Below are 25,402 nucleotides of genomic sequence, written 5' to 3'. Positions count from 1 at the left end.
TGGCCGGTACGGCCGGCTGCGGCAGCCGAACGTGCCCGTAGTATCATCGACGAGTCGCCTCCGTAGCTCAGGGGATAGAGCAGCTGCCTTCTAATCAGCTGGTCGCAGGTTCGAATCCTGCCGGGGGCACCCATTCCTCTTCGCGGCGCGTTGTCGACCGCGCACGATCAGGCCGGGGCTGGCTGGAACCGGTAGCCCATCCCCGCCTCGGTCAGCAGGTAGCGCGGACGCTGCGGATCGGGTTCGAGCTTCTTCCGCAGCTGGGCAATATACAGGCGCAGGTAGCCGGTGTCCGTAATGTGTTCCGATCCCCAGATCCGGCGCAGGAGGTCCTGGCGGGTCACCAGCCGGCCGGCGTTGTGCACCAGCATGGCCAGCACCTCCCACTCGGTGGGCGTGAGCCGGATGTAGTCCGTTGCGCCGTCGTGCTGCCGTGTGATGCTCCGCGCCGCCAGGTCGATCGTCAGGTCCGCCACCCGCACCACCGGGGCCGGGTCCGCCTGCGGCACCCTGCGGCTGAGCGCCCGGATCCGGGCCAGCAGCTCGTCGACGGAAAACGGCTTGGTGACGTAGTCGTCCGCGCCCGCATCAAGTGCGTCGACCTTGTCCGCCGCCCCGGCCCGTCCCGAGACGACCAGGATGGGCGCCCGGCTCCAGCCCCGCAGCGCGTGGATGACGTCCAGGCCGTCCAGCCCGGGCAGCCCCAGATCGATCATGAACAGGTCGGGGTGCTGCTCGACGGCGGCGTTGACCGCCCCGGCGCCGTCGACGGCGGTGACGACGGCATAGCCGCGGGCCGTGAGGGTGATCCGCAGCGCCCGCAGGATCTGCGGGTCGTCGTCGGCAATCAGGATCTTCATTCGCCGTCCTGGCAGGTAGGGAGGGAGATGACCATGGTAAGGCCGCCGCCCGGGGTGTCTTCGGCGTCGAGCTTGCCGCCCATGCCTTCGGTAAAGCCCTTGGACAGGGCAAGCCCGAGGCCGAGACCGGTCAGGTTGTCCGTGTCGCCCAGGCGCTGGAACGGCACGAAGATGTCCTGCCGCCGTTCCGGCTCAATCCCGGGGCCGTGGTCGATGATCCGGATCTCAGCGGTGCCGCCGAAGGCGCTGGTGTTGATGCGGACCTTCGTGCCCTCGGGGGCGAAGCGGACGGCGTTGGCGAGCAGGTTCACGACCACCCGCTGCAGCAGGACCCGGTCGGCCAGCAGCGGCGCCAGCTCCTGGGCCAGGTCGAGTTCGACCGTGTCCGGGCCCAGCTGCAGTTCGTCCAGCGCCGGCAGGATGACGTCGTCGGCCTCCACCGGTGCCAGGGCGACGCCGAGGACGCCGGCCTGCACCCGGGTGACGTCCAGCAGGTTGGTCACCAGGTCGGCCAGCGCCGTCAGGCTCTCCTCCGCGGTCGTCAGCAGTTCGTCACGGTCCGCGGCGGAGTAGGACACGTCGGGGGAGCGCAGGGCGCCGACCGCCGCGGCCGCGGAGGCCAGGGGCCGGCGCAGGTCATGGCTGACCGCGGAGAGCAGCGCGCTGCGCACCCGGTCAGCCTCGGCCAGCGGGCCGATGCCGCGGGCAGCGGCCTCAAGGTCGGCGTGTTCCAGGGCGGCGTCCACCTGCGCGGCGATGACGCCGAGCAGCCGGCGCTCCGAAGCCTCGGGTTCGCCGCCATGCAGTTCCAGGACGGCGTGCGGGCCCGCCGGAATCACCGTGGCGGCGTCGTGCGGGCCCGGCTCCCCGTCACCGGCCACCACGCGCCCGTCGACGAGCACCCGGGCGCCGGTGAAGCCGAACGCCTCCCGGGTGCGGCTGAGCAGCGCGGGCAGTGCCTCCTGCCCGCGCAGGACGTTCCCCGCGATCGTGGCGAGCAGCGCCGACTCGGCCGCCGCGCGGCGCGCGGTGCGGGTGCGCCGCGCGGCTTGGTCCACGACATAGCTGACCAGCACGGCGTTGAGCACGTACAGGCCCAGCGCCAGCATGTGGATGGGTTCATCGACCGTGATCGTGTGCAGTGGTTCGACGAACAGGAAATCCAGGGTGATGCCGGAAAGCAGGGCGGCGAAAAGCGCCGGAAAGATGCCGCCGACCAGGGCGACGACGACAACCAGCAGCTGGTAGGCGAGGACATCGCTCGTGATGGACTCCGCGCTGCGGAACGAGACCAGCAGCCAGGACAGCAGCGGCCCGGCCGCCAGGGCCAGCGCGAAGCCGAGCAGCCGCCGGCGAACGGTGAGCGCGCCGCCGAGCCGGGGCAGCCAGATGCCGCCGCCCGCAGCGGAGTGATTGACGATATGGACGTCGATGTCCCCGGACTCCCGGATGACGGTGGCCCCGATGCCGGGCCCGCTGAGTGCTGCGGACAGCCTCCCGCGGCGGCTGACCCCGATCACCAGCTGGGTGGCGTTGGCGCCGGAGGCGAACTCGACGAGGGCGTGCGGCACATCGGCCCCCACCACCTGGTGGTAGGTGCCGCCGAGTTTCTCCACCAGCGCCCGCTGGCGGGCCAGGGCATCGGGGTGGGCGTCCCGCAGGCCGTCCTGCCCGCTGACATGGACGGCGAGGAGCTCCCCGCCGGCCGTCCGGGCGGCGATCCGGGCCCCGCGGCGGATGAGCGTCTCGCCTTCGGGGCCGCCGGTCAGGGCGACCACCACGCGCTCGCGGGTCTCCCACCGGCCGCGGATGCCGTGTTCGTCCCGGTAGTGCTGCAGCGCGCTGTCCACTTCGTCGGCCAGCCAGAGCAGCGCCAGCTCGCGCAGGGCGGTGAGGTTGCCCAGCCGGAAGTAGTTGGACAGGGCCGCGTCGATCCGCTCCGCCGGATAGATCCGCCCGGCGGCCAGCCGGTCACGCAGCGCCTGCGGCGCCAGGTCCACCACCTCGATCTGGTCCGCCCCGCGCAGCACCTGGTCGGGAACGGTCTCCCGCTGGGGAATGCCGGTGATTTCCTCCACGACGTCGTTAAGGGACTCGATGTGCTGGATGTTGACCGTCGAGATCACGTCGATCCCCGCCTCCAGCAGCTCCAGCACGTCCTGCCAGCGCTTGGCATGGCGGCCGCCGGGCGCGTTGGTGTGCGCCAGCTCATCGACCAGGGCGAGCTGCGGGCGGCGGGCCAGGACGGCGTCGAGGTCCAGGTCCGCCAGCTCGACGCCGCGGTGCACCGCGGTCCGGCGGGGGATCACCTCCTGGCCCTGCGCCATGGCGGCCGTGGCGGCGCGGCCGTGGGTCTCCACGACCGCGACCACCACGTCGGTTCCCTCGTCGGCCAGCCGCCTGCCCTCCTCGAGCATGGTGTAGGTCTTGCCGACGCCGGGGGCGGCGCCGAGGAGCACCCGCAGCCGCCCTCGTTTCATTCCTTAGTCCTCCAGCCCGTCGAGGGCGATGTTCAGTTCCAGCACGTTCACGGTCGGTTCCCCAAGGTAGCCCAGGTCCCGGGCTTTGGAGTGCTCCTCGACCAGGCCGCGGACCCGCGCCTCGTCCAGTCCGCGCGCCGAGGCCACCCGCGCCGCCTGGAGCAGAGCGTATTCGGGGCTGATATGCGGATCCAGCCCGGAGGCGGAGGCGGTGAGGGCATCCACCGGGACCTGATCGGGATCGACGCCGTTGAACTGCGCAACCCGGGTGCGGCGTTCGGCGATCGCCGCCGCCAGCTCCGGGTTCTCCGGGCCGAGGTTGCTGCCGCCGGACGCGCCGGCGTCGTACCCGTCGCCTGCGGCGCTCGGCCGGGGCTGGAACCATTCGGGCAGCGGCTCGCCGGCGTCGTCGGTGAAGGGCTGGCCGATCAGGGTCGACCCGACCGGGACGCCCTGGACCTCGGCGACGGAACCGTTGGCACGGGCCGCGAACGCCAGCTGGCCGACGCCGGTGACGGCCAGCGGATAGGCAAGGCCCAGGGCCAGGGTGAGGACGGCCATGGCGCGCAGGGCGGTCCACACCGGGCGCAGGCCTGAACGGGAGAGATTCATGGGAGGGGGTGCTTTCTCTGGGAGGGCTAGAAGCCGGGAAGGAGGCTGATGGCCATGTCGATGAGCTTGATGCCGAGGAACGGGGCGACGACGCCGCCGACGCCGTAGAGCAGCAGGTTCCGGCCCAGCACCTTCGAGGCGCTCAGCGGCCGGTAGGCCACGCCCCTGAGGGCGAGCGGAATCAGGACCACGATGATCAGGGCGTTGAAGATGATCGCGGAGAGCACCGCCGAGGCCGGGGAGCTCAGTGCCATGATGTTCAGCGCCGCCAGCCCGGGGAACGCGCCGACGAACATCGCCGGAATGATGGCGAAGTACTTGGCCAGGTCGTTCGCGATCGAGAAGGTGGTGAGCGCTCCGCGGGTGATCAGCAGCTGCTTGCCGATCGCCACGATGTCGATGAGCTTGGTCGGATCGGAGTCGAGGTCGACCATGTTTCCGGCTTCCTTCGCGGCGGAGGTGCCGGTGTTCATCGCCACCCCGACGTCGGCCTGGGCCAGGGCGGGGGCGTCGTTGGTGCCGTCACCGGTCATGGCCACCAGGTTCCCGCCGGCCTGTTCGCGGCGGATCAGGGCGATCTTGTCCTCGGGCGTGGCCTCGGCCAGGAAATCATCCACCCCGGCCTCGGCGGCGATGGCCTTGGCGGTCAGCGGGTTGTCGCCGGTGACCATGACGGTGCGGATGCCCATGGCGCGCAGCTGCACGAAGCGTTCCTTCAGTCCGTCCTTGACCACGTCCTTGAGGTGCACGACGCCGAGGACCCGCATCTCGCCGTCGGGGGTGCGGACGGCCACCAGCAGCGGGGTGCCGCCGTCGGCGGAGATGCCCTGGACGGTGTCCTCGACGGCCCGGCGGACGTCGATGGCGATGCCGCCCGAGACGGAAACCCAGTCCAGCACCGCTGATGCGGCGCCCTTGCGGATGCAGGTCCCGTCGGGCAGGTCCATCCCGCTCATGCGGGTCTGCGCGGTGAACGGCACGCCGAGTGCTCCCGACGGCAGCTCGGGGGTGTGTCCGTTCGCGGCGGCCAGGTCCATGATGGAGCGGCCCTCGGGGGTGGGATCCTCGACGGAGGACAGCGCGGCGGCCGTGATCAGCTCCGCTGCGGGCGCGCCGTTGATCGGCAGGAAGCCGGCGGCGCGGCGGTTGCCGTAGGTGATGGTGCCGGTCTTGTCGAGCAGCAGGGTGGTGACGTCGCCGGCGGCCTCGACGGCGCGCCCGGACATGGCCAGCACGTTGCGCTGCACCAGGCGGTCCATGCCGGCAATGCCGATCGCGGACAGGAGCGCACCGATGGTGGTCGGAATCAGGCACACCAGCAGGGCGATGAGTACCGGCAGGGTGACGCCGACGCCTACGGCGGACGCGATCGGGTTCAGGGTGAGCGTGACCATGAGGAAGACAATCGACAGGCTCGCCAGCAGCACGTTCAGGGCCACCTCGTTGGGCGTCTTCTGACGTGCGGCTCCTTCGACCAGGGCGATCATCCGGTCCACGAACGTCTCACCCGGCTTGGAGGTGATGCGGACGACGATCCGGTCCGAGAGGACCCGCGTGCCGCCCGTGACGGCGCTGCGGTCGCCGCCCGATTCGCGGACCACCGGGGCGGATTCGCCGGTGATCGCCGACTCGTCGATGGACGCGATGCCGTGCACGATGTCGCCGTCGCCGGGAATGGTGCCGCCGGCTTCAATGACGACGACGTCGCCGCGGTTCAGGTCGGCGGAGGAAACCTCCTCCAGCCGGGCCTTCCCGGCGCCGGGATCGCGGGCGCCGTCGTACGCCGCCACCCGGCGGGCCGTGGTGCCCGTGCGGGTGCGGCGCAGGCTTTCGGCCTGGGCCTTGCCCCGGCCTTCCGCGAGGGACTCGGCGAGGTTCGCAAACAGCACGGTCGCCCACAGCCAGGCGGCGATGGCTGCGGTGAACGCTGCGGGGACCGGGCTTCCGCCGGAGCTGCCCGGGCCGCCCAGGAACGGCTCGGCCACGGCCAGGACGGTGGTCAGCACCGCTCCGATCTCAACAATGAACATGACGGGGTTCCGCCACATCACCCGGGGATCCAGTTTGCGGAACGCTCCGGGCAGCGCCGCGGCGATGGTGCCCGCGGTCACGGCCCGACGTGCCGGCAGCGGGTCGGGGCCGGAACCGCCGCGGACGGCGGGAGGAGTCTCAATGGTGGTGGACATGGTCAGAGCAGCCCTTCTGCGATGGGACCGAGGGTGAGGACCGGGAAGAACGTGAGTGCGGTGATCAGCACGGTCACGCCGGTGAGGAGGCCGATGAGCAGCGGCCGGTGGGTGGGCAGGGTTCCGGCGGTGGCCGGCACGCGGTCCTGCGCCGCCAGGGAGCCCGCCAGCGCCAGGACAAGGGCGATGGGCAGGAAGCGGCCAAGAAGCATTGCGGCCCCCAGCGCCGTGTTGAGCCAGGGCGTGTTGGCCGTGAGCCCGGCGAAGGCCGAGCCGTTGTTGTTGGCGGCCGAGGTGAAGGCGTAGAGGACCTCGGAGAGCCCGTGGTGCCCGGGGTTCCAGATGGAGACCGCCTCGACGTCGGCCCGGATGCCCGGAACCGCGAAGCTCAGGGCGGTTCCGGCCAGGACCAGGGTGGGGGTGACGAGGATGTAGAGGCTGGCCAGCTTGATTTCCCGGGGGCCGATTTTCTTGCCCAGGTATTCGGGGGTGCGCCCGACCAGCAGGCCGCCGATGAAGACCGTGATGACGGCCAGCATCAGCATGCCGTACAGGCCGGAGCCGACGCCGCCGGGGGCCACCTCGCCGAGCATCATGTTCAGCATGGGCATCATCCCGCCGAGTGCGGTGTACGAGTCGTGCATCGAGTTGACGGCACCGGTGGAGGTCAGCGTGCTGGTGGACCCGAAGAGCGTCGAGGCGAAGATGCCGAACCGCTGTTCCTTGCCTTCCAGGGCGCCGCCGGCCAGTTCCGGGGCGGTGCCTGAGCCTGAGCTCTCCAGCGCGGTCAGAAGGGTCAGGGAGGCCAGGTACAGGGTGGCCATGGCCGCGAGGATCGCGTAACCCTGGCGGTTGTCCCCGATCATCCGGCCGAAGGTGCGGGGCAGGCTGAACGGAATCATCAGCATCAGCACGTTCTGCGCCAGGCTGGTCCATGCCGCCGGGTTTTCGAAGGGGTGCGCGGCGTTGGCGTTGAAGAACCCGCCCCCGTTGGTGCCCAGGTTCTTGATCACTTCCTGGGAGGCCACCGGCCCGCCCGGCAGGGTCTGGGTGCCGCCGCTGAGCGTGGTGACTTCGGTGAAGCCGTTGAAGTTCTGGATCACTCCGCCGGCGATCAGGGCGACGGCGCCGAGAAGCGAGATCGGCAGGAGCAGGCGTACCACGCCGCGGGTGAGGTCCACCCAGAAGTTGCCGAGCGTGCCGGTCCGGACGCGGGCGAAGCCACGGACGAGGGCGACCGCGACGGCGATGCCGACGGCTGCTGACACGAAGTTCTGCACCGCCAGGCCGGCCAGCTGCACGCTGTAGCCCATGGTCAGTTCAGGAGAGTAGGACTGCCAGTTGGTGTTGGCCACGAAGGATGCGGCGGTGTTGAAGGCCAAACCCTCAGGCACGGGCGGCAGCCCGAGCGAGTAGGGCAGCAGGGCCTGCCCGCGCTGGAGCAGGTACAGAAGCACGAACCCGACGAGTGAGAACGCCAGCACCGCCCGCAGGTACGCCTGCCAGCTCTGTTCCGCGTCCGGGGCCACGCCCACCAGCCGGTAGAAGCCGCGCTCGGCCCGCAGATGCCGCCCGGAGGTGTAGATGCGTGCCATGTAATCGCCCAGCGGACGGTAGAGGACAGCCAGGATCAGGGCGAGGGTGGCTGCCTGGAGCACCGCGAACAGGACGCCCATCAGAACCGCTCCGGTTTCACGAGTGCGTACACGAGGTACACGACGGCGGCGACGGCCAGGACGGCGGCGGCGAGGGAGAAAGCGGTCACAGCTTCCGCACCCCCCTCGCGGTGAGGCTGACCAGCCCGAACACGGCAAGCGCGCCGAGCAGGTAAACGATGTCAAGCACAGTGGCTCCTTGAGGAATGAATCGGTGCGCCCGGTCGGGTGCACGGGGGCCGCTGTCCGCGGCCCGGACACCGATTCAACCGCCGCCCGGTGGGGTCCCGGGCACGTCCTAACGGAATCCAAACGGGGCACGGCGGAAACCTAACGCCGCCCAAACGCCGGCGCCGAAAACACCTTCCCCGGGGCCCGACGGGCGCGGCGCACCTTCGTCGGCGCTGCTGCGGCGGCCGGAGGCTGCGGCTGTTTGGATTCCGTGTGGCCCGGCCTCCGGGCGCTTCGGCAGAGGTAGGACTGGGCATTGACAGCAGCACAGCCGCCACGAGGAGCGCCCGGCTACGGGAGCCGGCGGCGGGAACGAAGGGAAACAGATATGAACAGCATCCTGGCCGCCCGGCGGATGGCCCTTGTCTCAGCACAGCAGTGCTGGCCGGACGGCACCGTCCTGACCCGCGCGGACGTGATCGTCAACGGATCGTCGCTGGCCCGGGCCGGCCGCCGGGAGGCCACGCCCTCCGTACGGATCGGTCTCGCCGGCGTCGGTTCGGGGCCGGACGGGCGCAGGGAGCGGTTCAGCACCGTGCTCCTGACCCGGGTCACCGCGGTCTTCGAGCCCGGCAGGCACGGCCGCTCCGAAGTGTGGGTCGATGCCGACCTGGGGCGGTGCCGTGCCGTACTTGCCGCGGCCCGGCTTGTGGGGCGGCGGGCCCGGACGCGGCGCCGCAGCGTGCGCCTGCTCTCCGAGGCCTCGGAGCTGACCGGCGGCCCCGTGCTCCTGCCGGCGGACATCGCGGTCGGGGACCTGCTGGCGATTCCCTGCCAGGGCGCGGTGTCCCTGGCGCAGGTGCGGCTTCGCTTCCCGGGGGCGCGAGAGGAGGACGGCGGGGAACTTCCCCCGGCGCCTGCCTGCCGCAGGTAGCGTCCCGGCTGCCGGCACGGCCTGGCCCGGTCCTCCACAGGCGCCGGCCGGCGCGGGAGAACAGTGATCCCTCCCCAAGGATGCGGCGGCCGGTCCGCACGCCGGTGGCCTCCGGAGATGCTGGTGCCGGACGCCGCCACGGGGCGGCTGCCCGGGCGGCAGCCCGGAGGGACGACAGGGCAGGGGCAACGATGAACGACACCATCACCATTCGCGGCTATGTGGCCACCGAGGTGCGCAGCACGACGACCGAAAGCGGCCTCCCGGTGGCCGGTTTCCGGATCTGCACCACTGAACGGCGCTTCGACAGGATGCTGGGCACGTGGCGCGACGGGCAGACCAACTGGTACACCGTGAACCTGTTTCGCCAGCTGGCGGTCAATGTCGGCGTGAGCGTGCAGAAGGGCGACCGGGTCCTGGTGACCGGCCGGCTGAAGGTCCGGCCCTGGACACGAGATGACGGCCGAAGCGGAACCGCGGTCGAGGTCGACGCGGAGTCGGTGGGGCACGACCTGCAGTGGGGGACGGCACGGTATCGCCGCAACCCGGCCGGCCGGTCCGCGGAGGACGTGGGGTCGGTGGCGGGCGGCCTGTCGGGCGGAGCGGGCCTGGGCGGCGGCGGGATGACCGGCGGCGCAGTGAACGGCGGGGCGGCGACCGGTGGCGAAGCGGCGGACGCCGCCGGCGGGTTCGGGACGTTCACCGACGCCGCCGGCCCTGCCGACGACGGGGACACGCCCGGTCTTCCCGGCACCGGCTGGAGTGTGTCATCCCTGGAGGACGAGCCCGGGGAGGACGGCGGATCGGCGGAGGACATGCCTGCCGATCCGGAGCGGGCCGACGCCCAGGCGGCTCCCTACTGAGATTCCCCGGCCGCCCGGGAAAGGAACCGGCCCGGGGGCGCGTGGCAGAATGATGCGCATGGCCCACCGCTCCGCCTCCCGTCGACGACCCTGGCTGCTGATCACCGTCCTGGCCGTCCTGCTGCTCGGTGCGGCGGGGGCGGCCGCGCTGGTCCTTTCGGGCGGCGACTTTCAGAGCAGCGCCGCTCCCCGGCTGACGGCTCCCGCATCGGCGCCCGGCACCGGTGACGCGGCCGCGGCGCCCTCCGACTCCCCGCCGACGGTCGCAGAGCAGGTTGCCGAACGGGTCCGCACCGAGCTGTCGGCGCTCGCCGCCGACGGCGGCACGCCCGACCGGGAACAGGTCGCCGCGGCGATGACCGCAGCCGGGCTTCCCACGGAAACCCTCCGGGTCTCCCAGGACATCACCCCCACCGGCCTGGCGGTCGACTCGGTCGTGGCCGCGGGAAACGTTGAAGGCAGCTGTGTGTTCGGCGAGGTTCGGAACGGAGCCGTGAACGTGGCCGTGCTGCCGGCACTGGACGACGGCAGCTGCTTCATCGGGGGAGAGGTCTGAATGGCACTTGCCCTGTGCACCCACTAGCCTTGAAGGCATGGCGGAATTTATCTACACGATGACCAAGGCCCGCAAGGCCGTTGGCGACAAAGTCATCCTTGACGACGTAAGCATGTCCTTCTTCCCCGGCGCCAAGATCGGCGTGGTGGGCCCCAACGGTGCAGGTAAGTCCACCATCCTGAAGATCATGGCCGGGCTCGACACCCCGTCCAACGGTGAGGCGCGCCTGAGCGCCGGCTACACCGTCGGCATCCTGCTGCAGGAGCCGCCGCTGAACGAGGAAAAGACCGTCCTGGGCAACGTCCAGGAAGGCGTGGGCGAGATCTACGAAAAGATCCAGCGCTTCAACCAGATCTCCGAGGAGATGGCCGACCCCGACGCAGACTATGACAGCCTGCTCGAGGAGATGGGCAAGCTGCAGGAAGCGATCGACGCCGCCGACGCCTGGGACATCGACTCCCAGCTGGAGCAGGCCATGGACGCCCTGCGCTGCCCGCCGCCGGACGCCGACGTCACCGTGCTCTCGGGCGGTGAGCGCCGCCGGGTCGCCCTCTGCAAGCTGCTGCTGCAGAAGCCGGACCTGCTGCTTCTCGATGAGCCCACCAACCACCTCGACGCCGAAAGCGTGCTCTGGCTTGAGCAGCACCTTTCCAGCTACCCGGGCGCCGTCCTGGCCGTGACCCACGACCGGTACTTCCTGGACCACGTTGCCGAATGGATCGCCGAGGTCGACCGCGGCCACCTCTACCCGTACGAAGGCAACTACTCCACCTACCTGGAGAAGAAGCGGGCCCGCCTCGAAGTGCAGGGCAAGAAGGACCAGAAGCTGGCCAAGCGCCTCTCCGACGAGCTGGAATGGGTCCGCTCCAACGCGAAGGGCCGCCAGACCAAGTCCAAGGCCCGACTGGCCCGTTACGAGGAAATGGCGGCCGAAGCCGAGCGCACCCGCAAGCTCGACTTCGAGGAGATCCAGATTCCCCCGGGACCGCGGCTGGGCTCCCTGGTCCTCGAAGCCAGCAACCTGCAGAAGGGCTTCGGCGACCGCAAGCTGATCGACGGCCTGTCCTTCTCGCTGCCCCGCAACGGCATCGTGGGCGTGATCGGCCCCAACGGCGTCGGCAAGACCACCCTGTTCAAGACCATCGTCGGCCTCGAGCCGCTGGACGGCGGCGACCTGAAGATCGGCGACTCCGTCAAGATCTCCTACGTCGACCAGAGCCGCGGCGGCATCGACCCCAACAAGACGCTGTGGGAAGTGGTTTCCGACGGGCTGGACCACATCCAGGTCGGCCAGGTGGAGATGCCCTCCCGTGCCTACGTCTCCGCGTTTGGCTTCAAGGGGCCGGACCAGCAGAAGAAGGCCGGCGTGCTCTCCGGCGGTGAGCGCAACCGGCTGAACCTGGCCATGACCCTCAAGCAGGGCGGCAACCTGCTGCTGCTCGATGAGCCCACCAACGACCTCGACGTCGAGACCCTCTCCAGCCTGGAAAACGCCCTGCTGGACTTCCCCGGCTGTGCCGTGGTGGTCTCCCACGACCGGTGGTTCCTGGACCGGGTGGCCACCCACATCCTGGCCTACGAAGGCACGGAGGAGAACCCGGCGAACTGGTACTGGTTCGAGGGCAACTTCGAGTCCTACGAGAAGAACAAGGTCGAGCGCCTGGGCCCCGACGCGGCGAAGCCGCACCGGGTCACCCACCGCAAGCTCACCCGCGACTGATTCCCGGGACAAGCAAAGGGGCCGGAACCGCTGATGCGGTTCCGGCCCCTTTCGCTGTCCCGGGCAGCGCCTGCCCGGGAGGCCTGCGGAGGGCGCGCAGTCAGTCGGCGGGGCGGGACTCCTCCGGCACCCGGACCATCCCCTCCTGGGCCACGGTGGCGACCAGCCGGCCTTCCCGGTTGAAGATCCGGCCGGTGCTCAGGCCGCGCGCCGAGGAGGCGCTGGGGGATTCCTGCACGTAGAGCAGCCACTCGTCCACACGCAGCGGGCGGTGCCACCACATGGCGTGGTCGAGGCTGGCCACGCTCATGCCGGGAGCCGTCCAGGCCAGGCCGTGGCGCCGGAGCACCGGCTCCAGCAGCGTGTAGTCACTGGCGTAGGCCAGAGCGGCGCGGTGCAGGTTCTGGTCGTCCGGCATCGGGTCAAAGGTCTTCATCCAGACGGCGTTGCGGGCGCTGCGTTCCGCCCCCGCTTCGACGTAGAGCGGGGACGTCACATGGCGGATGTCCATGGGGCGGCGGTGCGCCCAGGCCTTCGCCACCGGATGGTCGTAGCCGCCGAGCAGTTCGGCGGTGGTGGGCAGGGACTCCGGGTCCGGGACCCCCTCCGGCATCTGTTCCTGATGGTCAAGCCCATCGACGGGGGTCTGGAAGGAGGCAATCAGGGACAGGATCGGCGCTCCGTCCTGATAAGCGTGCGTCCGCCGGGCCGAGAACGAACGCCCGTCGCGCAGCCGCTGCACTCCAAAGGTGATGGGCTGCTCCGTGTCGCCGGGGCGCAGGAAATAGCCGTGCATGGAATGCATCAGCCGGCCCGGCTCCACGGTGCGGGCGGCCGCGACCAGCGACTGGGCCAGCACCTGCCCGCCGAACACCCGGCGCCGCGGCTCCGGCAGGGACGTGCCCACGAAGACGTCCTCGTCCGTCCGCGCGCCGCCGCCGTTGCTGAGGTCCAGCAGGTCCAGCAGGGCCCGGGTCGGATTGAACGTTGGATCGATCGTCATGCGTGTTCTCCCATGGGTAGTGCCGCGCCGCCGGCGCCGTCCTTCGAGAATATGCACTCCCGCCGGGAACCCCCAAACGTGCCGGTTCGGCGGCGGTGGCGGCGTTTGAGAGGATGGAAGGCATGCCAGTTCATCGGTTTCCCATCCAGCTGCGCTTCGGCGACGAAGACGCCAACGGCCATGTCAACAACGTCCGGTACCTGCAGTTCCTCGAAGATGCCCGGGTGCGCCTGGGAATGCTGCCGATCCCGGGCGAAGCGGCCGGGGGCGAAGAGGCTGCCGTGACGTTCCGCCGGCTGGTCGGACCGGCCTGCCGGACCTTCGTGGCCCGGCAGGAGATCGAATACCTCGCCCCGCTGACCTACCGGCCGGAACCCTTGCTGGTGGAGACCTGGACCACGACCATCGGGACCTCGAGCTTCGGCTATGGCTTCCGGCTGACCGACGACGACGGCGTGCCCACCTATGCCCTGGCGGAGGCGACGATGGTCCTCGTCGACGCGGAGTCCGGTGCTCCGCGCCGGCTCAGCGACGCCCAGCGGCGGGTCCTGGCGTCCTGGCAAGCCGGGCCGGTGCCGTTCCGGCGCCGTCCGGTGGCTGCGGGGGAGCGCTGATGGCGGGGGAGGAGCTGGTCCTGGCAGACGCCCAGGTGACGGCGGACCTGCGGACCTTCGTGGTCAGGGCCCGCGGCGCCGCCGACGGCGCGATCCGCCTGCAGGCCTCCGGCACGGTGCTGGCGGCCTGGGTGTGTGCACTGCGTCCCCGGGGGCTGGGCGAAGCCGGCCCGACGGTCCTCGGGCTGCGCACGATGCCGCTTGCCGAGCCCGCCGAGGTGGACAGCACCGTCGAACTCTCCGCGGTGGCGGACCGGCTGGCGCGGATGGCAGGCGGCGCCACGGCCCTGTCGCTGCCTCCGGTCCAGGTGCACGAGACCTGGGCCGGGATCAGCCCGCCCCGCTCGGGGTGGGAGCCGGCAGGCACCGTGTCCGCCGCGACGCTGACCGACGCAGCGGCCGAGGGAATGCGGCTGGTCGCCCAGGCGGTGCCGCAGAATCCCGGCGCCGCCGTCGTGGAATCGGCCCGTAACGCGGTCTGGGGCCGGCCGCTGGAGGACTCGCCCGGTCCGCTGCCGGCCGGTGCGGCCTTTGCCGCCGTGACGCTCGGCTTCCTGCCCCGTCCGGAGCAGGCTGAGCCCGCTCCCGTCCTGCGCAACGGGCGCTGGCTGCGGCTGAGCCTGCCGCACGGACATGTGCTGGTGCGCGAGGGCGCTGCCTTCGCCTTCTGAGGTCAGCTCAGGCGCTGTTGACCATGGAGTGCGCGGCGCGTTCGAGGTAATCCCACAGGGTCGCTTCGTGCAGGGGAGAGAGCTCCAGCTTGTCCACGGCCCGCCGCATGTGCAGCAGCCAGGCGTCGCGGGCGGCGGGCGAGACGGCGTAGGGCATGTGCCTCATGCGCAGCCGGGGGTGCCCGCGCTGTTCGGAGTACGTCCGCGGTCCGCCCCAGTACTGCTCGAGGAAGAGCAGCAGCCGCTCCTTGGCCGGCCCGAGGTCCTCCTCGGGATACATCGGCCGCATCAGCGGATCAGTGGCGACGCCGTCGTAGAACTCGTCCACGAGGCGGACAAAGGTGGCGTGGCCGCCCACGGCCTCATAGAAGTTGTAGCCCGGCTGGGTGAAGGGCCCTCCCGGGGCGGCGCCCAGGGGAAGTGCCGCACCCTGCTGCGGGCGCGGAAGCGGCTGGGGTGCCTCTGTCACGGCTGGTCCTTTCGGGTTTCTGCAGGGGAACCGCTGGCGGTGCTTCCGGGCGCGTCAACGGGCACCGGCTCGGGGTCCGCAGGCTGCACGTAGCGGCCCTGCGAGCGGTTGCCGACCTTGGCGATCTCGCCGTTGCGGACATACCAGACGACTCCGCGCTCATCGGTGAGGCGGGTGATGCGGATGCCCACGGACTGGACGGTGCCCACGATCTCGCCCACTTCAATGGTGTCACCGATCCCGTACTGGTCCTCGATGGTGATGAAGAAGCCGGAGATGGCGTCCTGGATCATTTCGCGCGCCCCGAAGCTCAGCGCCAGGCCAAGCACGCCCACGCTGGCCAGCAGGGGAGCGATGTTGATGCCGATGGCCTCCAGCGCCATGATTCCGGTGATGATGCCGACGGAGAGGGTGACGGCGCTGCGCAGCAGCGCGCCGATGGTGTCCGCGCGCTGGGTGCGCCGCTGGCTCTCGGCCTTCGCCCGGGCGGGGCGGGCCCACTTCAGCTGCCGGCCGCCGAAGAAGGTGTAGCCCTTCTGCGCCCGGGCCACGAGGCGGTTGATGAGGAACCGTGCCACGGCCAGCACCGCCAGGCCGATGACGATGATGATGCCGGCTTCGATCAGTCCCGAGACGTCGAAGTCCCGGACCTCGATGTTGGGCATATCGGCTTCCGCGGCGTGCAGCACGTATTGTCTTCCTTCCCTCTGCAGGCGGCGGAACCGTTGTTCCGCCACCTAAGCAGATTACCGGTGGCGGCCGGGTCCTCCGGACGCGGACCCGGACGCCGTCGTCAGGACGGGCCGGCCGCCGGGAGCACGGCGGCGGGCTCGTGCCGCACCGGGAACGCGACGCTGCGGGCAATGAAGCAGAGCCGGTTCGCCTCGGCGTGCAGCCGCCCGTGCTCCTGCTCCGTGGGCGCCGACCCGGGATCGAAGCTCACGCGCGGCCGGAGCAGGACGTCGGTGAACTCTCCGCTGCCGTCCCGGTTCAGGCGCAGCGTTCCCGCGGCGTCGTCGGCGTAGCCGGTGACGACGTGGCCATGGCGCACCGCCACATGCAGGAAGGAGAGCATGTGGCATTGGGACAGGGCTGCGAGGAGCAGCTGTTCCGGATTCCACCGGTCCCGGTCGCCGTGGAAGGTGGGATCGGCGGTGCCGGCGATGTCCGGCAGCCCGTCGGCGCTGAGGACGTGGTCCCGCCCGTAGGCACGGTACCCGGAGGTGCCGCTGCCGCGGTTGCCCGTCCATTCCAGGCGCACCCCGTAATGGTGCTCGGAGTTGATCATCAGCCTGTCCTTTCAGGGGAACCGCGGCAGCGGGCCGCGGCGCCGGTGTCTGCCGGGCCTACTTGTCGGCGGCCTGGGCCTTCAGCGCCCGGACCAGGCCGTCGCGGCTTTCCAGGATCAGCCGGCGCAGGGCCGGAGCCTCGTCACCGAGCGATTCGAGGAATGCGTCGGTCCGGTCGATCGTCTCCTGCCGGGTGAGCCGGGACGGGTAGAGCCCGACGACGATCTGCTGGGCGATCTCGTGGGTGCGGGTGTTCCAGACCTCGCGCACGGCCTCGAAGTACCGGTCGACGTACGGCTCCAGCACGGAGGCGTCGTGCACCCGGCTGAAGCCGACGATCGCCGAGCGCTGGGCTGCGTTGGGCAGCTCGGACCGTTCGACGATGGACTCCCAGGCCGCGGCCTTGGCCTCGGCGCCGGGCAGGGCGGCCGTGGCCTGGGCGGCCGCCAGCTGACCGGTCGCGGTGGGGTCGCGCTGCAGCTCCGTATTGATCTCCTCCTGCCCGGCGCGGCCGCCGACCACCAGGCCGGTCAGCAGCTCCCAGCGCAGGTCGGCGTCGATCTCCAGGCCCTCAAGGGTGGCCTCACCGGAGAACAGAGCGGCGAGGGAATCGAGCTGGGCCTCGGAGACGGCGTGCGCGGCGAAGGCCTTGACGAACTGCAGCTGTGAATCGGAGCCGGGCGCGGCGGCACGGCTGAGGTCCCACAGGCTGTCGGCTGCGGCGGCCGTCATCGCGTCGCGGTCCGCCGGGTCCACGTAGAACGCCAGCGTGGTCGCCAGCTGGCGCAGCAGGACCTGCACCACGGTGGAATCGCTCTCGTCGGCAATGTTCTGCAGGACGAGCTCGACGTAGTTGCGGGCGGGGATCTCGCCGTCGCGGGTTCCGTCCCAGGCCGCGGCCCAGACCAGGGTGCGGGGCAGCGAATCGGAGATGTCCCGCAGCCGGCGCACGGCGGTGCGCTGGGACTTCGGGTCCAGACGGATCTTGGCGTAGGCCAGGTCGTCGTCGTTGAGCAGCAGCAGGTCAGGCTGCGCCAGGCCGGCGGCCTCGGCCACCTCGGTGAGTTCGCCGTCGACGTCGAGCTCGATGCGGTGCGTGCGGTGCAGCCGTCCGTCATCCCCCTCGTTGTAGAAGCCGACCGCCAGGCGGTGCGGACGCAGAGTCGGGTACTCCTGGACCGCGGTCTGGCGGATGGCCAGCCGGGTGAGCACGCCCTCGTCGTCGGCTTCGATCAGCGGATGCAGGGTGTTGACGCCGGCGGTCTCCAGCCACTTTGCGGACCAGTCGGCCAGGTTCCTGCCGCTGGCCGCCTCCAGCTCGCTGAGCAGGTCGGTGAGGACGGTGTTGCCCCAGGCGTGCTTGCCGAAGTACTCGCGCACCCCGGCCATGAACCTGTCCTGGCCCACCCAGGCCACCAGCTGCTTGAGCACGGAGGCGCCCTTGGCGTAGGTGATGCCGTCGAAGTTGACCTGCACGTCCTCAAGGTCACGGATTTCGGCGACAATCGGGTGCGTGGTGGGCAGCTGGTCCTGACGGTAGGCCCAGCCCTTTTCGAGGGAGGCAAAGGTGGTCCACGCCTGCGTGAACTCGGTGGCCTCGGCTGCGGCGAGGGTGGACATGAACTCCGCGAAGGACTCGTTCAGCCACAGGTCGTTCCACCAGCGCATGGTCACCAGGTCGCCGAACCACATGTGCGCCAGCTCGTGCAGGATCGTGACCGCGCGCCGCTCGATGGTGGCCTCCGGCACGCGGGAGCGGAAAACGTAGCTTTCCAGGAACGTGACGGCCCCGGCGTTTTCCATGGCGCCGGCATTGAACTCGGGCACGAACAGCTGGTCGTACTTCTCGAACGGGTAGGGGGTGCCGAACTGCTCCTCGTAGAAGGCGAACCCCTGCCTGGTCAGCTCAAAGACGTTTTCGGCGTCGAGGTACTGCATCAGCGAGCGGCGGGCGAACACGCCCAGCGGAATGACGCGCCCGTCGGAGCTGGTCAGCTCGCTCCGCACCGACTGGTAGGGGCCGGCAATGAGGGCGGTGATGTAGGAGGAGATGCGCGGCGTCGGCTCGAAGGACCAGGTGGACTTCGGCGCGGCGGCGTCCACGGACTCGGCCGCGACGGGCTCCGGCGTGGGGGAGTTGGAGATGACGTCCCAGTGCGAGGGGGCGGTGACGGTGAAGCGGAAGCTTGCCTTCAGGTCGGGCTGCTCGAAGACGGCGAACATCCGCCGCGAGTCCGGAACCTCGAACTGGGAGTAGAGGTAGACCTCGTTGTCCACCGGGTCCACGAACCGGTGCAGCCCCTCGCCGGTGTTCATGTACAGCGCGTCGGCCTCGACCACGAGCTCGTTGGACTCGGCGAGGTTCGGCAGCTGGATGCGGACGCCGTCGGAAACCTCCGCCGGATCCAGGGCGACGCCGTTGAGGGTGACCCGGTGAACGGCGGCCGTTACGGCGTCGATGAATGTCGAGGCGCCGGCGCGTGCGGAGAACTTCACCACGGTGGTGCTGCCGAAGACCTCATCGCCGCGGGTCAGGTCGAGGTTGACGTCGTAGCTTTCGACGTCGATCAGTTCGGCGCGTTCACGGGCTTCTGCACGCGTGAGATTCATACCGGGCAAGGGTAGGCCTTTCGGTGGGAGACATCGGCCGCCGTCCCGGGTCAGGGCACGGCGGTCGACATGGACAACTGCAACATTCTCTCACCGCGGTCCCTTAAGCCAAGCAACCCGCGCTGTTTCGCGAAAACATCCGTTTCCGCGAAACCGCGCGGGTTGCCGCCCGGGGGCTGCTAGAGCCGGCCCGCCGACCGGGCCGCCTGGTAGCCCTGAGCGCCCATCCCGGTACCGGTGTAGTGCCAGGTGGCTCCGTCCGGGCCGACGCCCAGCAGATCCGGAGCCTTGGTGGCGTCGCCGGTTCCGAGCAGGTAGCTGTAGCTGTTCCAGTACGATCCGACGACCTCGGCCTCCTGCAGGCCTGCTTTCCCGGTGCCCCGGTACAGGAACAGGGTGCCGTCCCCGGCCCGGGCGAGGAGGTCGGCGGTGCCGTTGCGGTCGTAGTCGCCGGGGGCCGTCAGGTTCAGGGTCTCCCAGCCTCCGGTGCCGATCCTGCGTCCCGGCCGGTACCCCTCGTTTCCGCTGCCGATCCGGCCGGTGCCGCTGTAGAGCCAGAGCGACCCGTCGCGGTGCCGGGCCAGGATATCGGGGCGCCGGTCGCCGTCGAGGTCCGGCGTGCCGAGGACCTGCCGGAAGATCTCCCAGCCGCCGCCGATCCGAACCGCCGGGCGGTATCCCTCGTCCTTGCCGCCGACCTTCCCGGTGCCGGCATAGAACCAGAGGGTGCCGTCGTGTGCCCGGGCGACCAGGTCCGCGCGGCCGTCGCCGTTGAAGTCGCCCGGGGAGGTGAGCTCGGCGTACATCTCCCAGCCGCTGCCGATGCGGACGGGGTTGCCGTGCCGGCCGGACCCCAGGCCGGGATGCAGCCACAGGCTGCCGTCGGTCCGGATGCTCAGCAGGTCCGGGCGCTTGTCGCCGTTGAAGTCGCTGACGCTGACGACCTGGCGCGTCCGGCCCAGGCCGGGGGTCGAGCTGCGCACCGGCGCGCGGTAGCCTTCGGAGACGCTGCGGGTGCCCGCATAGAAGGCCAGCGTCTGGTTCGCGTAGCGGCCGATCAGGTCCGGACGGCCGTCGCGGTTGAAGTCGAAGCCGCCGTGGATCTCCTGGTAGATGTTCCAGCCCTGGCCGATGATCAGCCCGGTGCCCCAGGTTCCGTTGCCCTGGCCCGGGAGCAGGCGGATCTTTCCGTCGCTTGTCCGGCCGATCAGGTCGCCCCGCCCGTTGCCGTTGAAGTCCCCGGCCCCGACCAGCTGCGTGTAGCGGTTCCAGCCTCCGCCGAGGTAGCGGGAGGGGCCGTGCCCGCCGTTGCCGGTGCCCGAGTAAAGGAACGCCCCGCCGTCCGCCCGGGTGGCGAGCAGGTCGGCCCGGCGGTTGCCGTCGGCGTCGCCGAGGGCAATGATGCGGTTGAAGTCGTTCCAGCCTCCGCTGCCGATCCGGCGGCCGGGCTTGTACCCTTCGTTGCCTCCGCCGACCTTGCCCGTGCCCGAGTACAGCCACAGCGAGCCGTCGACGTTGCGGGCCAGGATGTCGCTGCGGCCGTCTCCGTCGTAGTCGCCGGGCCCGACCAGGAGGTTGAAGATCTGCCAGCCCTGCCCGATCCGTACCGCCGGACGGAAGGTGCCGCTGCCGGTGCCCGCGCTGAACCAGAGCGTGCCGTCGGTGCGGCGGGTGATCAGGTCGGCGATCCGGTCGCCGTTGAAGTCTCCGGGGGTGAAGGCGCGGTAGGACCAGTCGTCGGGGTAGGCCCCGGTGATAGTGATGCCGGCCCCGCCCTGGTTCATCCAGTCCACCCGGATCTTCAGCCCGGTGTGCGTGGTGAAGGTCTGCCCCACCTGCCAGGCCTGGCGCTCACCGTAGAGCGCGGAGTAGGGGCGGGTGGACGGCTGGATGCTGAGCGAGTTGGTGGCCCAGCTGTTGGCCCGGTCCGCCTTGGTGATCTTGACGCCGCGGTTGCCTGCGGGGCCCGAGGCGAGGTAGGAGTCAAAGCCGGCCGGCTGGCGAAGCTCCACGTAATAGGTTTCGCCGCTGAGCGGGTCCCTGAACTTGACGGCGCGCTGGGCGGCGGTGCCGCCCCAGGGCCGCAGCGTGAAGCTCCGGCTCTTGACGGCGTCGCCGGCGTTCAGGATTTCATTGCCCCGTCCAAAGCCTCCCGCGTCCCAGAAGTAGGAGTTGATCACCGGGAGGCGGTTCAGCTGGGCGTAGCCCATCAGGTCCAGGGTGTCCGCGTATTCACGGCTGCTGCAGGCGCCGTCGTTCCAGCGGCTGCCGCTGGAGCCGACGTCGGCCCGGCCGTTGGTGCACTGCAGGGAATTCGCGTGCAGCAGGCCGAGCGTGTGGCCGAACTCGTGGGTCACCACGTTGCTGGTGAATCCGGACGGAGCCGGCATGAGGATCCGGCCGCCGGTGCCGGTGCTGGTCCACCCGCCGCCCAGGAAGCCGCCGTAGCCGCCGACCTTGAGGTCCGCCGCCGGGGTGAACGCCACCAGGGCTGTATAGGGGGACTCGCGCCAGCCGATCTCCCGGCTGACGGTGTTCATCACCTGCGCGTAGTCCTCCCACGAGCGTGCCTGGGAGTCGTGGCGCCGTACCGTCTTGATGTTGATGCCGAGGCGGCCGTTGGACATGGCCCGCCAGTACCGGTTGGCCTCGTTGACGGCGGCCCGGGCCGCGGCTTCATTGACCCAGCTGCGGTTGTCGGCCAGCGTGGACAGGACGAGGGTGACCTGGATGGTCCCGGTGCGGGTGGCGGCGGCGAACGGAAGGGCGGAACGCGGGCCGGCTGCGGCGGCGCCGGCAGGCTGGTCGTGGTCTTCGCCGAGGCTGTGCACGGACCCGTCCGCCTCGGTTTCCAGCGGTGCATTCGGCCCGGGCACCACATGGCCGGGACCCACCGGATCGAACCCCGCTTCTGCTTCGGCGTCGGGCGCGGGTTCCTCGGCGGCGGGGGAGGCGGGAACCTCCGGGACCACCTCGGGATCCGCGGCGTCGGACGGGCCGCCGGTCGCCGTGGGCGCCGGCAGAGGTGCGTCCGTTGCAGCCGGGGACGGCGGGGACGGCGGGGCCGTCGGCTCCGCGGGGTCCTGGGCCGGCTCGGCACCGGGAACGCCGGTCGGGGCCGGCTCGGCCACGACGGGTTCCTGCACCTGCGCATGGACCGGTGCCGCGGCGCTGCCGAGGGCAAGGCTGCCGGCGAGGAGCGCCACGATGGCGAAGCGTGCAGTTTTCATTGCGGTAGTTCCTTGCGGGCCGGGACCGATGGTGCATGGGTCAAAGACACACGCCGCACATCATTATCGTGCGCAACTGCTCCCGCGTTAGCCACAAGGCAGACGGATGCCGAACTGTTACTGCCGTCCCGATGCCTGCCCGGTTGGAGCCGGCCCGGGGCGGAAAGCTAATCTGGACTCAACCCCGCCCCACCACCTGAACGGAATCCCCATGCGCGTCCACATTGCAACCGACCACGCCGGCCTCGAGCTCAGCGCCCACCTGGTCGGGCACCTCACCGGGCTCGGCTACGAGGTGGTGGACCACGGCCCGCAGGAATACGACGCCGAGGACGACTACCCGGCCTTCTGCATCGACGCCGCGGAGGCCGTCGCCGCGGACCAGGCCGCCGGGGTGGACGCCCTGGGCATCGTGCTGGGCGGTTCCGGCAACGGCGAACAGATCGCGGCGAACAAGGTGCGCGGCATCCGCGCCGCCCTGGCCTGGAACCTGGACACGGCCCGGCTGGCCCGGCAGCACAACGATGCCAACGTGGTGGCCGTGGGAGGCCGCCAGCACAGCGTGGACGAGGCCACCCGGATCATTGAGGCCTTCCTCGCCGAGCCGTTCAGCGGCGCTGAGCGCCACGTCCGCCGCATCGGGCAGATCGCCGCGTACGAGGCGTCCGGACGCATCGGGCACTGATGCCCGAGGGACATTCCATCCACCGCCTGGCCCGCCAGTTCAACAGCGTCTTCGCCGGCGCGGACCTGGCGGTCAGCAGCCCGCAGGGCCGCTTCGCCGCCGGCGCCGCGCGCCTGGACGGGCACCGGCTGCTGCGCGCCGAGGCGCACGGCAAGCAGCTCTTCCTGCACTTTGACAACGACCTGGTCCTGCGGATCCACCTGGGCCTTTACGGCGCCTTCGACTTCGGCGGAGACGAGACCTTCCGAGGAGCCTCGAGCATCGGCGCGCCCCGGCGGGTGGGGGAGCGGGAAACACCGGACGACGGCGCACCCGGCCGTTATCAGGGCCCGCCGGAGCCGAAGGGCGCGGTCCGGGTGCGGCTGGCGTCCGCCCACGGGTGGGCTGATCTGCGCGGCCCCACCGCGTGCGAGGTGGTCACGGAGGCCGAACGCAACACCGTCCTGCGCCGGCTGGGGCCGGATCCGCTGCGCCCGGACTCCTCCGGTGAGGAGTTCGCCCGGCGGCTGCTCGCCAAAGGGTCACCGGTGGCGCTGCTGTTGATGAACCAGGAGGTGCTGGCCGGCGTCGGCAACGTGTACCGGGCCGAGCTGCTGTTCCGGGCGCGCCTGTGGCCCTGGCGTACCGGGCGGCAGCTGGACCGGGACGAGGCCCTCGCCCTGTGGGAGGACGCGGTGGCCCTGCTGGCCGACGGCGTGGCCCGCGGCCGGATAGTCACGACCGCGCCCGCCGACCGCGCCGTGCCGGGCGAACCCGTCGCGGAGGAGGACGCGCATTACGTCTATAAGCGGACCGGGCTGCCGTGCCGGATCTGCGGCACGCCGGTGGCCGGCACCGAGATCGGTGCACGGAAACTGTACTGGTGTCCGGCGTGCCAGGCCGGGGAGGGCACGGACGGCTGAACGCCCCTTAGGGGCAGGACAGGCGGCGCCGGCGGTTAAACAATGCAGGGACCTCCCGTGGGGGAGGTCCCTGCATTTATGCTGTTACAGATCCCTGCGGATCCGGGTTCCTTTGGCTGGAATCCCTGTGAGAGGGGATGACGGGAATCGAACCCGCGTAATCAGTTTGGAAGACTGAGGCTCTACCATTGAGCTACATCCCCGGCGCCGAAGGCAGAAATTACCATAGCACGGCCCGGGGCGGCAGGCGAAACGGCCCGCCGGGCGCACGGCGGCGGACCACTATGTTGGCCCAGACGGCAATTGTGCATACATCAGGCAATGCCGGTAGGCTGTCAGGTGCACTGACGGGGTGTAGCTCAGCTTGGAAGAGCGCCTGCTTTGGGAGCAGGAAGTCGCAGGTTCAAATCCTGTCACCCCGACTCTGTATACGTGCAGACCCCAATCCGAGAACCTCCAGGAGAACTACGCGGTGAAAAGCGCTGTCGAAAACCTCACCCCCACGCGGGTCAAGCTCAACGTTGAAGTTTCGCTTGATGAGCTGAAGCCCAGCATTGATGAGGCCTACAAGACCATCGCCGGCCAGGTGCAGGTTCCCGGGTTCCGCAAGGGCAAGGTTCCCAACCGCATCATCGACCAGCGGGTCGGCCGCGGGTACGTGCTGGAAACGGCCATCAACGAGGGCCTGAACGGCTTCTACCAGGACGCCGTCCGCGAGACCGGCATCCGCCCGCTGACCCGGCCCGAGGTGGAGATCACCGAGGTCCCGGACCCGGCCTCCAACGAAGGCCAGCTGGTCTTCACCGTCGAGCTCGACGTCCGCCCCGAGATTGAGCTGCCTTCCTACGAAGGCCTCGAGGTCACCGTCGACCCGATCGAAGCCGGCGACGCCGACATCGAGAAGGCCCTTGACGAGCTGCGCGGCCGCTTCGGCACCCTGAAGGCCGTGGACCGCCCCGCCAAGGAGCAGGACTTCCTCACCATGGACCTGGTTGCCAAGGTCGACGGCGAGGAGATCGACTCCGCCGCGGACCTGTCCTACCAGGTGGGCGCCGGCACCATGCTCGAGGGCATGGACGAAGCCGTGACGGGCCTGAGCGCCGATGAGTCGGCCACCTTCGCCACCAAGCTCGCCGGCGGCGAGCACGCCGGTGAGGACGCCGAGGTCACCGTCACGGTCAAGGCCGTGAAGGAGCGCGAGCTGCCCGAGCCCAACGACGACTTCGCCCAGCTGGCCAGCGAGTTCGACACGATCGCCGAGCTGCGCGAGGACCTGGCCCGCCAGGCAGCCGAGGGCAAGCGCATGGAGCAGGGCGTCCAGGCCCGCGACAAGGTGCTCGAGAAGCTCATGGAGCTCGTCGAGGTGCCCGTTCCCGAGTCGGTCATCGAGGAGCAGCTGGAGCAGCACTTCAACTCCGAGTCCGGCCACGCCGCCGGCGAGGACCACGACACCGAGGAGCACCGCGCCGAGGTCCGCGAGAACACCGAGCAGGCGTTCCGCAACGAGATCGTGCTCGACGCGATCGCCGACAAGGAAGAGCTCGGCGTCGACCAGAACGAGCTGATCGAGTACATCGTCTCCACCGCCGGCCAGTACGGCATGGACCCGAACCAGTTCGCGCAGCTGATCGACCAGGCCGGCCAGGTGCCGATGATGGTCGGCGAGGTGCGCCGCCGCAAGGCCCTGTCCAAGGTCCTGGAGCTGGCGAAGGTCACCGACACCAACGGTGCCGAGGTCGACCTCAGCGAGTTCGTCCGCCCGCAGGGCGAAGAGGCTGCGGCCGCCGAAGAGGCAGCTGAGGCTCCGGCCGCCGACGAGGCCGCCGAAGACAAGAAGTAGCACTCCGCGGCCCTGGGCCGCAGGGGCGGCACCGAAGGCATCAGCCGACGGT

General features: G+C 70.5%; 21 protein-coding genes and 3 tRNA genes. 11 read left to right on the top strand and 13 right to left on the bottom strand.

Features of this window, described 5'->3' with window-relative positions:
• Positions 1–56 precede the first annotated feature (56 nt).
• Positions 57–129, top strand: a tRNA-Arg gene (locus AC5RV6_RS10590).
• A gap of 38 nt (positions 130–167) precedes the next feature.
• Here the strand turns inward: AC5RV6_RS10590 and AC5RV6_RS10585 are convergent.
• From AC5RV6_RS10585 to kdpF, 6 genes are read right to left on the bottom strand one after another with little or no spacing between them, the layout of a single operon-like run.
• The gene (locus AC5RV6_RS10585) at positions 168–860 is read right to left on the bottom strand and encodes a response regulator (protein ID WP_494007258.1); all 693 of its coding nucleotides are present in this window, start codon (positions 858–860) and stop codon (positions 168–170) included.
• Positions 857–3,340 carry a sensor histidine kinase gene (locus tag AC5RV6_RS10580; RefSeq protein ID WP_494007257.1) on the bottom strand — a complete coding sequence of 828 codons (2,484 nt, stop codon included), beginning with the start codon at positions 3,338–3,340 and terminating at the stop codon, positions 857–859. Before AC5RV6_RS10580 ends, AC5RV6_RS10585 begins: the two co-directional genes overlap by 4 nt.
• A 3-nt stretch (positions 3,341–3,343) precedes the next feature.
• Positions 3,344–3,952 (bottom strand): potassium-transporting ATPase subunit KdpC, encoded by a 609-nt coding sequence (gene kdpC / locus AC5RV6_RS10575; protein ID WP_494007256.1) that lies wholly within the window; start codon positions 3,950–3,952, stop codon positions 3,344–3,346.
• A 26-nt stretch (positions 3,953–3,978) separates the two neighbouring features.
• Entirely contained in the window at positions 3,979–6,138 is a 2,160-nt protein-coding gene (gene kdpB, locus AC5RV6_RS10570) for a potassium-transporting ATPase subunit KdpB (protein ID WP_494007255.1), read from the bottom strand.
• A 2-nt stretch (positions 6,139–6,140) separates the two neighbouring features.
• A complete protein-coding gene (kdpA, locus tag AC5RV6_RS10565) occupies positions 6,141–7,814 on the bottom strand; it encodes a potassium-transporting ATPase subunit KdpA (protein WP_494007254.1) in 1,674 nt (557 codons plus the stop codon).
• Positions 7,814–7,903: a K(+)-transporting ATPase subunit F gene (gene kdpF / locus AC5RV6_RS10560; protein ID WP_494007253.1), complete on the bottom strand. Its 90-nt coding sequence runs from the start codon at positions 7,901–7,903 to the stop codon at positions 7,814–7,816. The genes kdpA and kdpF overlap by 1 nt, the downstream gene beginning before the upstream one ends.
• Before the next feature lie 449 nt (positions 7,904–8,352).
• On the opposite strand from kdpF, the gene AC5RV6_RS10555 reads away from it, so the two are divergent.
• The 4 genes from AC5RV6_RS10555 (at position 8,353) to ettA (ending at position 12,037) form a co-directional block, all read left to right on the top strand.
• Positions 8,353–8,898 (top strand): hypothetical protein, encoded by a 546-nt coding sequence (locus AC5RV6_RS10555; RefSeq protein ID WP_494007252.1) that lies wholly within the window; start codon positions 8,353–8,355, stop codon positions 8,896–8,898.
• Between the two features lie 191 nt (positions 8,899–9,089).
• Entirely contained in the window at positions 9,090–9,761 is a 672-nt protein-coding gene (locus tag AC5RV6_RS10550) for a single-stranded DNA-binding protein (RefSeq protein WP_494007251.1), read from the top strand.
• 58 nt (positions 9,762–9,819) lie between these two features.
• Positions 9,820–10,317, top strand: coding sequence for a DUF6993 domain-containing protein (locus AC5RV6_RS10545; RefSeq protein WP_494007250.1), 498 nt, complete (start codon positions 9,820–9,822; stop codon positions 10,315–10,317).
• 37 nt (positions 10,318–10,354) lie between these two features.
• On the top strand, positions 10,355–12,037 hold the full coding sequence (gene ettA, locus AC5RV6_RS10540) for an energy-dependent translational throttle protein EttA (RefSeq protein ID WP_494007249.1): 1,683 nt from the start codon (positions 10,355–10,357) through the stop codon (positions 12,035–12,037).
• Positions 12,038–12,137: 100 nt separating this feature from the next.
• On the opposite strand, the gene AC5RV6_RS10535 is transcribed toward ettA, so the two are convergent.
• On the bottom strand, positions 12,138–13,040 hold the full coding sequence (locus AC5RV6_RS10535; protein ID WP_494007248.1) for an acyl-CoA thioesterase: 903 nt from the start codon (positions 13,038–13,040) through the stop codon (positions 12,138–12,140).
• Between the two features lie 122 nt (positions 13,041–13,162).
• On the opposite strand from AC5RV6_RS10535, the gene AC5RV6_RS10530 reads away from it, so the two are divergent.
• A complete protein-coding gene (locus tag AC5RV6_RS10530; protein ID WP_494007247.1) occupies positions 13,163–13,654 on the top strand; it encodes an acyl-CoA thioesterase in 492 nt (163 codons plus the stop codon).
• The gene (locus tag AC5RV6_RS10525) at positions 13,654–14,325 is read left to right on the top strand and encodes a DUF8185 domain-containing protein (protein ID WP_494007246.1); all 672 of its coding nucleotides are present in this window, start codon (positions 13,654–13,656) and stop codon (positions 14,323–14,325) included. Before AC5RV6_RS10530 ends, AC5RV6_RS10525 begins: the two co-directional genes overlap by 1 nt.
• 7 nt (positions 14,326–14,332) lie before the next feature.
• On the opposite strand, the gene AC5RV6_RS10520 is transcribed toward AC5RV6_RS10525, so the two are convergent.
• The 5 genes from AC5RV6_RS10520 to AC5RV6_RS10500 form a co-directional block, all read right to left on the bottom strand.
• The gene (locus tag AC5RV6_RS10520; RefSeq protein ID WP_494007404.1) at positions 14,333–14,740 is read right to left on the bottom strand and encodes a globin; all 408 of its coding nucleotides are present in this window, start codon (positions 14,738–14,740) and stop codon (positions 14,333–14,335) included.
• A 50-nt stretch (positions 14,741–14,790) separates the two neighbouring features.
• On the bottom strand, positions 14,791–15,531 hold the full coding sequence (locus tag AC5RV6_RS10515; protein ID WP_494007245.1) for a mechanosensitive ion channel family protein: 741 nt from the start codon (positions 15,529–15,531) through the stop codon (positions 14,791–14,793).
• A gap of 56 nt (positions 15,532–15,587) precedes the next feature.
• A complete protein-coding gene (locus AC5RV6_RS10510; RefSeq protein WP_494007244.1) occupies positions 15,588–16,082 on the bottom strand; it encodes an OsmC family protein in 495 nt (164 codons plus the stop codon).
• Between the two features lie 58 nt (positions 16,083–16,140).
• Positions 16,141–18,693, bottom strand: coding sequence for an aminopeptidase N (pepN, locus tag AC5RV6_RS10505; RefSeq protein ID WP_494007243.1), 2,553 nt, complete (start codon positions 18,691–18,693; stop codon positions 16,141–16,143).
• A 179-nt stretch (positions 18,694–18,872) separates the two neighbouring features.
• On the bottom strand, positions 18,873–21,923 hold the full coding sequence (locus AC5RV6_RS10500) for an FG-GAP repeat domain-containing protein (RefSeq protein ID WP_494007242.1): 3,051 nt from the start codon (positions 21,921–21,923) through the stop codon (positions 18,873–18,875).
• Between the two features lie 211 nt (positions 21,924–22,134).
• On the opposite strand from AC5RV6_RS10500, the gene AC5RV6_RS10495 reads away from it, so the two are divergent.
• Both AC5RV6_RS10495 and AC5RV6_RS10490 read left to right on the top strand, forming a co-directional pair.
• The gene (locus AC5RV6_RS10495) at positions 22,135–22,608 is read left to right on the top strand and encodes a ribose-5-phosphate isomerase (RefSeq protein ID WP_494007241.1); all 474 of its coding nucleotides are present in this window, start codon (positions 22,135–22,137) and stop codon (positions 22,606–22,608) included.
• Entirely contained in the window at positions 22,608–23,510 is a 903-nt protein-coding gene (locus AC5RV6_RS10490) for an Fpg/Nei family DNA glycosylase (RefSeq protein ID WP_494007240.1), read from the top strand. Before AC5RV6_RS10495 ends, AC5RV6_RS10490 begins: the two co-directional genes overlap by 1 nt.
• A 132-nt stretch (positions 23,511–23,642) precedes the next feature.
• Here AC5RV6_RS10490 and AC5RV6_RS10485 read toward each other — a convergent pair.
• Positions 23,643–23,713: transfer RNA gene (locus AC5RV6_RS10485), tRNA-Gly, on the bottom strand.
• Positions 23,714–23,858: 145 nt separating this feature from the next.
• Here AC5RV6_RS10485 and AC5RV6_RS10480 point away from each other — a divergent pair.
• Positions 23,859–23,932: transfer RNA gene (locus tag AC5RV6_RS10480), tRNA-Pro, on the top strand.
• 50 nt (positions 23,933–23,982) lie between these two features.
• Entirely contained in the window at positions 23,983–25,350 is a 1,368-nt protein-coding gene (gene tig / locus AC5RV6_RS10475) for a trigger factor (protein ID WP_494007239.1), read from the top strand.
• The last annotated feature ends 52 nt before the right edge of the window (positions 25,351–25,402 follow it).

This window comes from Arthrobacter saudimassiliensis, from assembly GCF_059090665.1.
The sequence above is the reverse complement of the archived record's forward strand: the minus strand, read 5'-3'. Positions and strand labels throughout refer to the sequence as shown.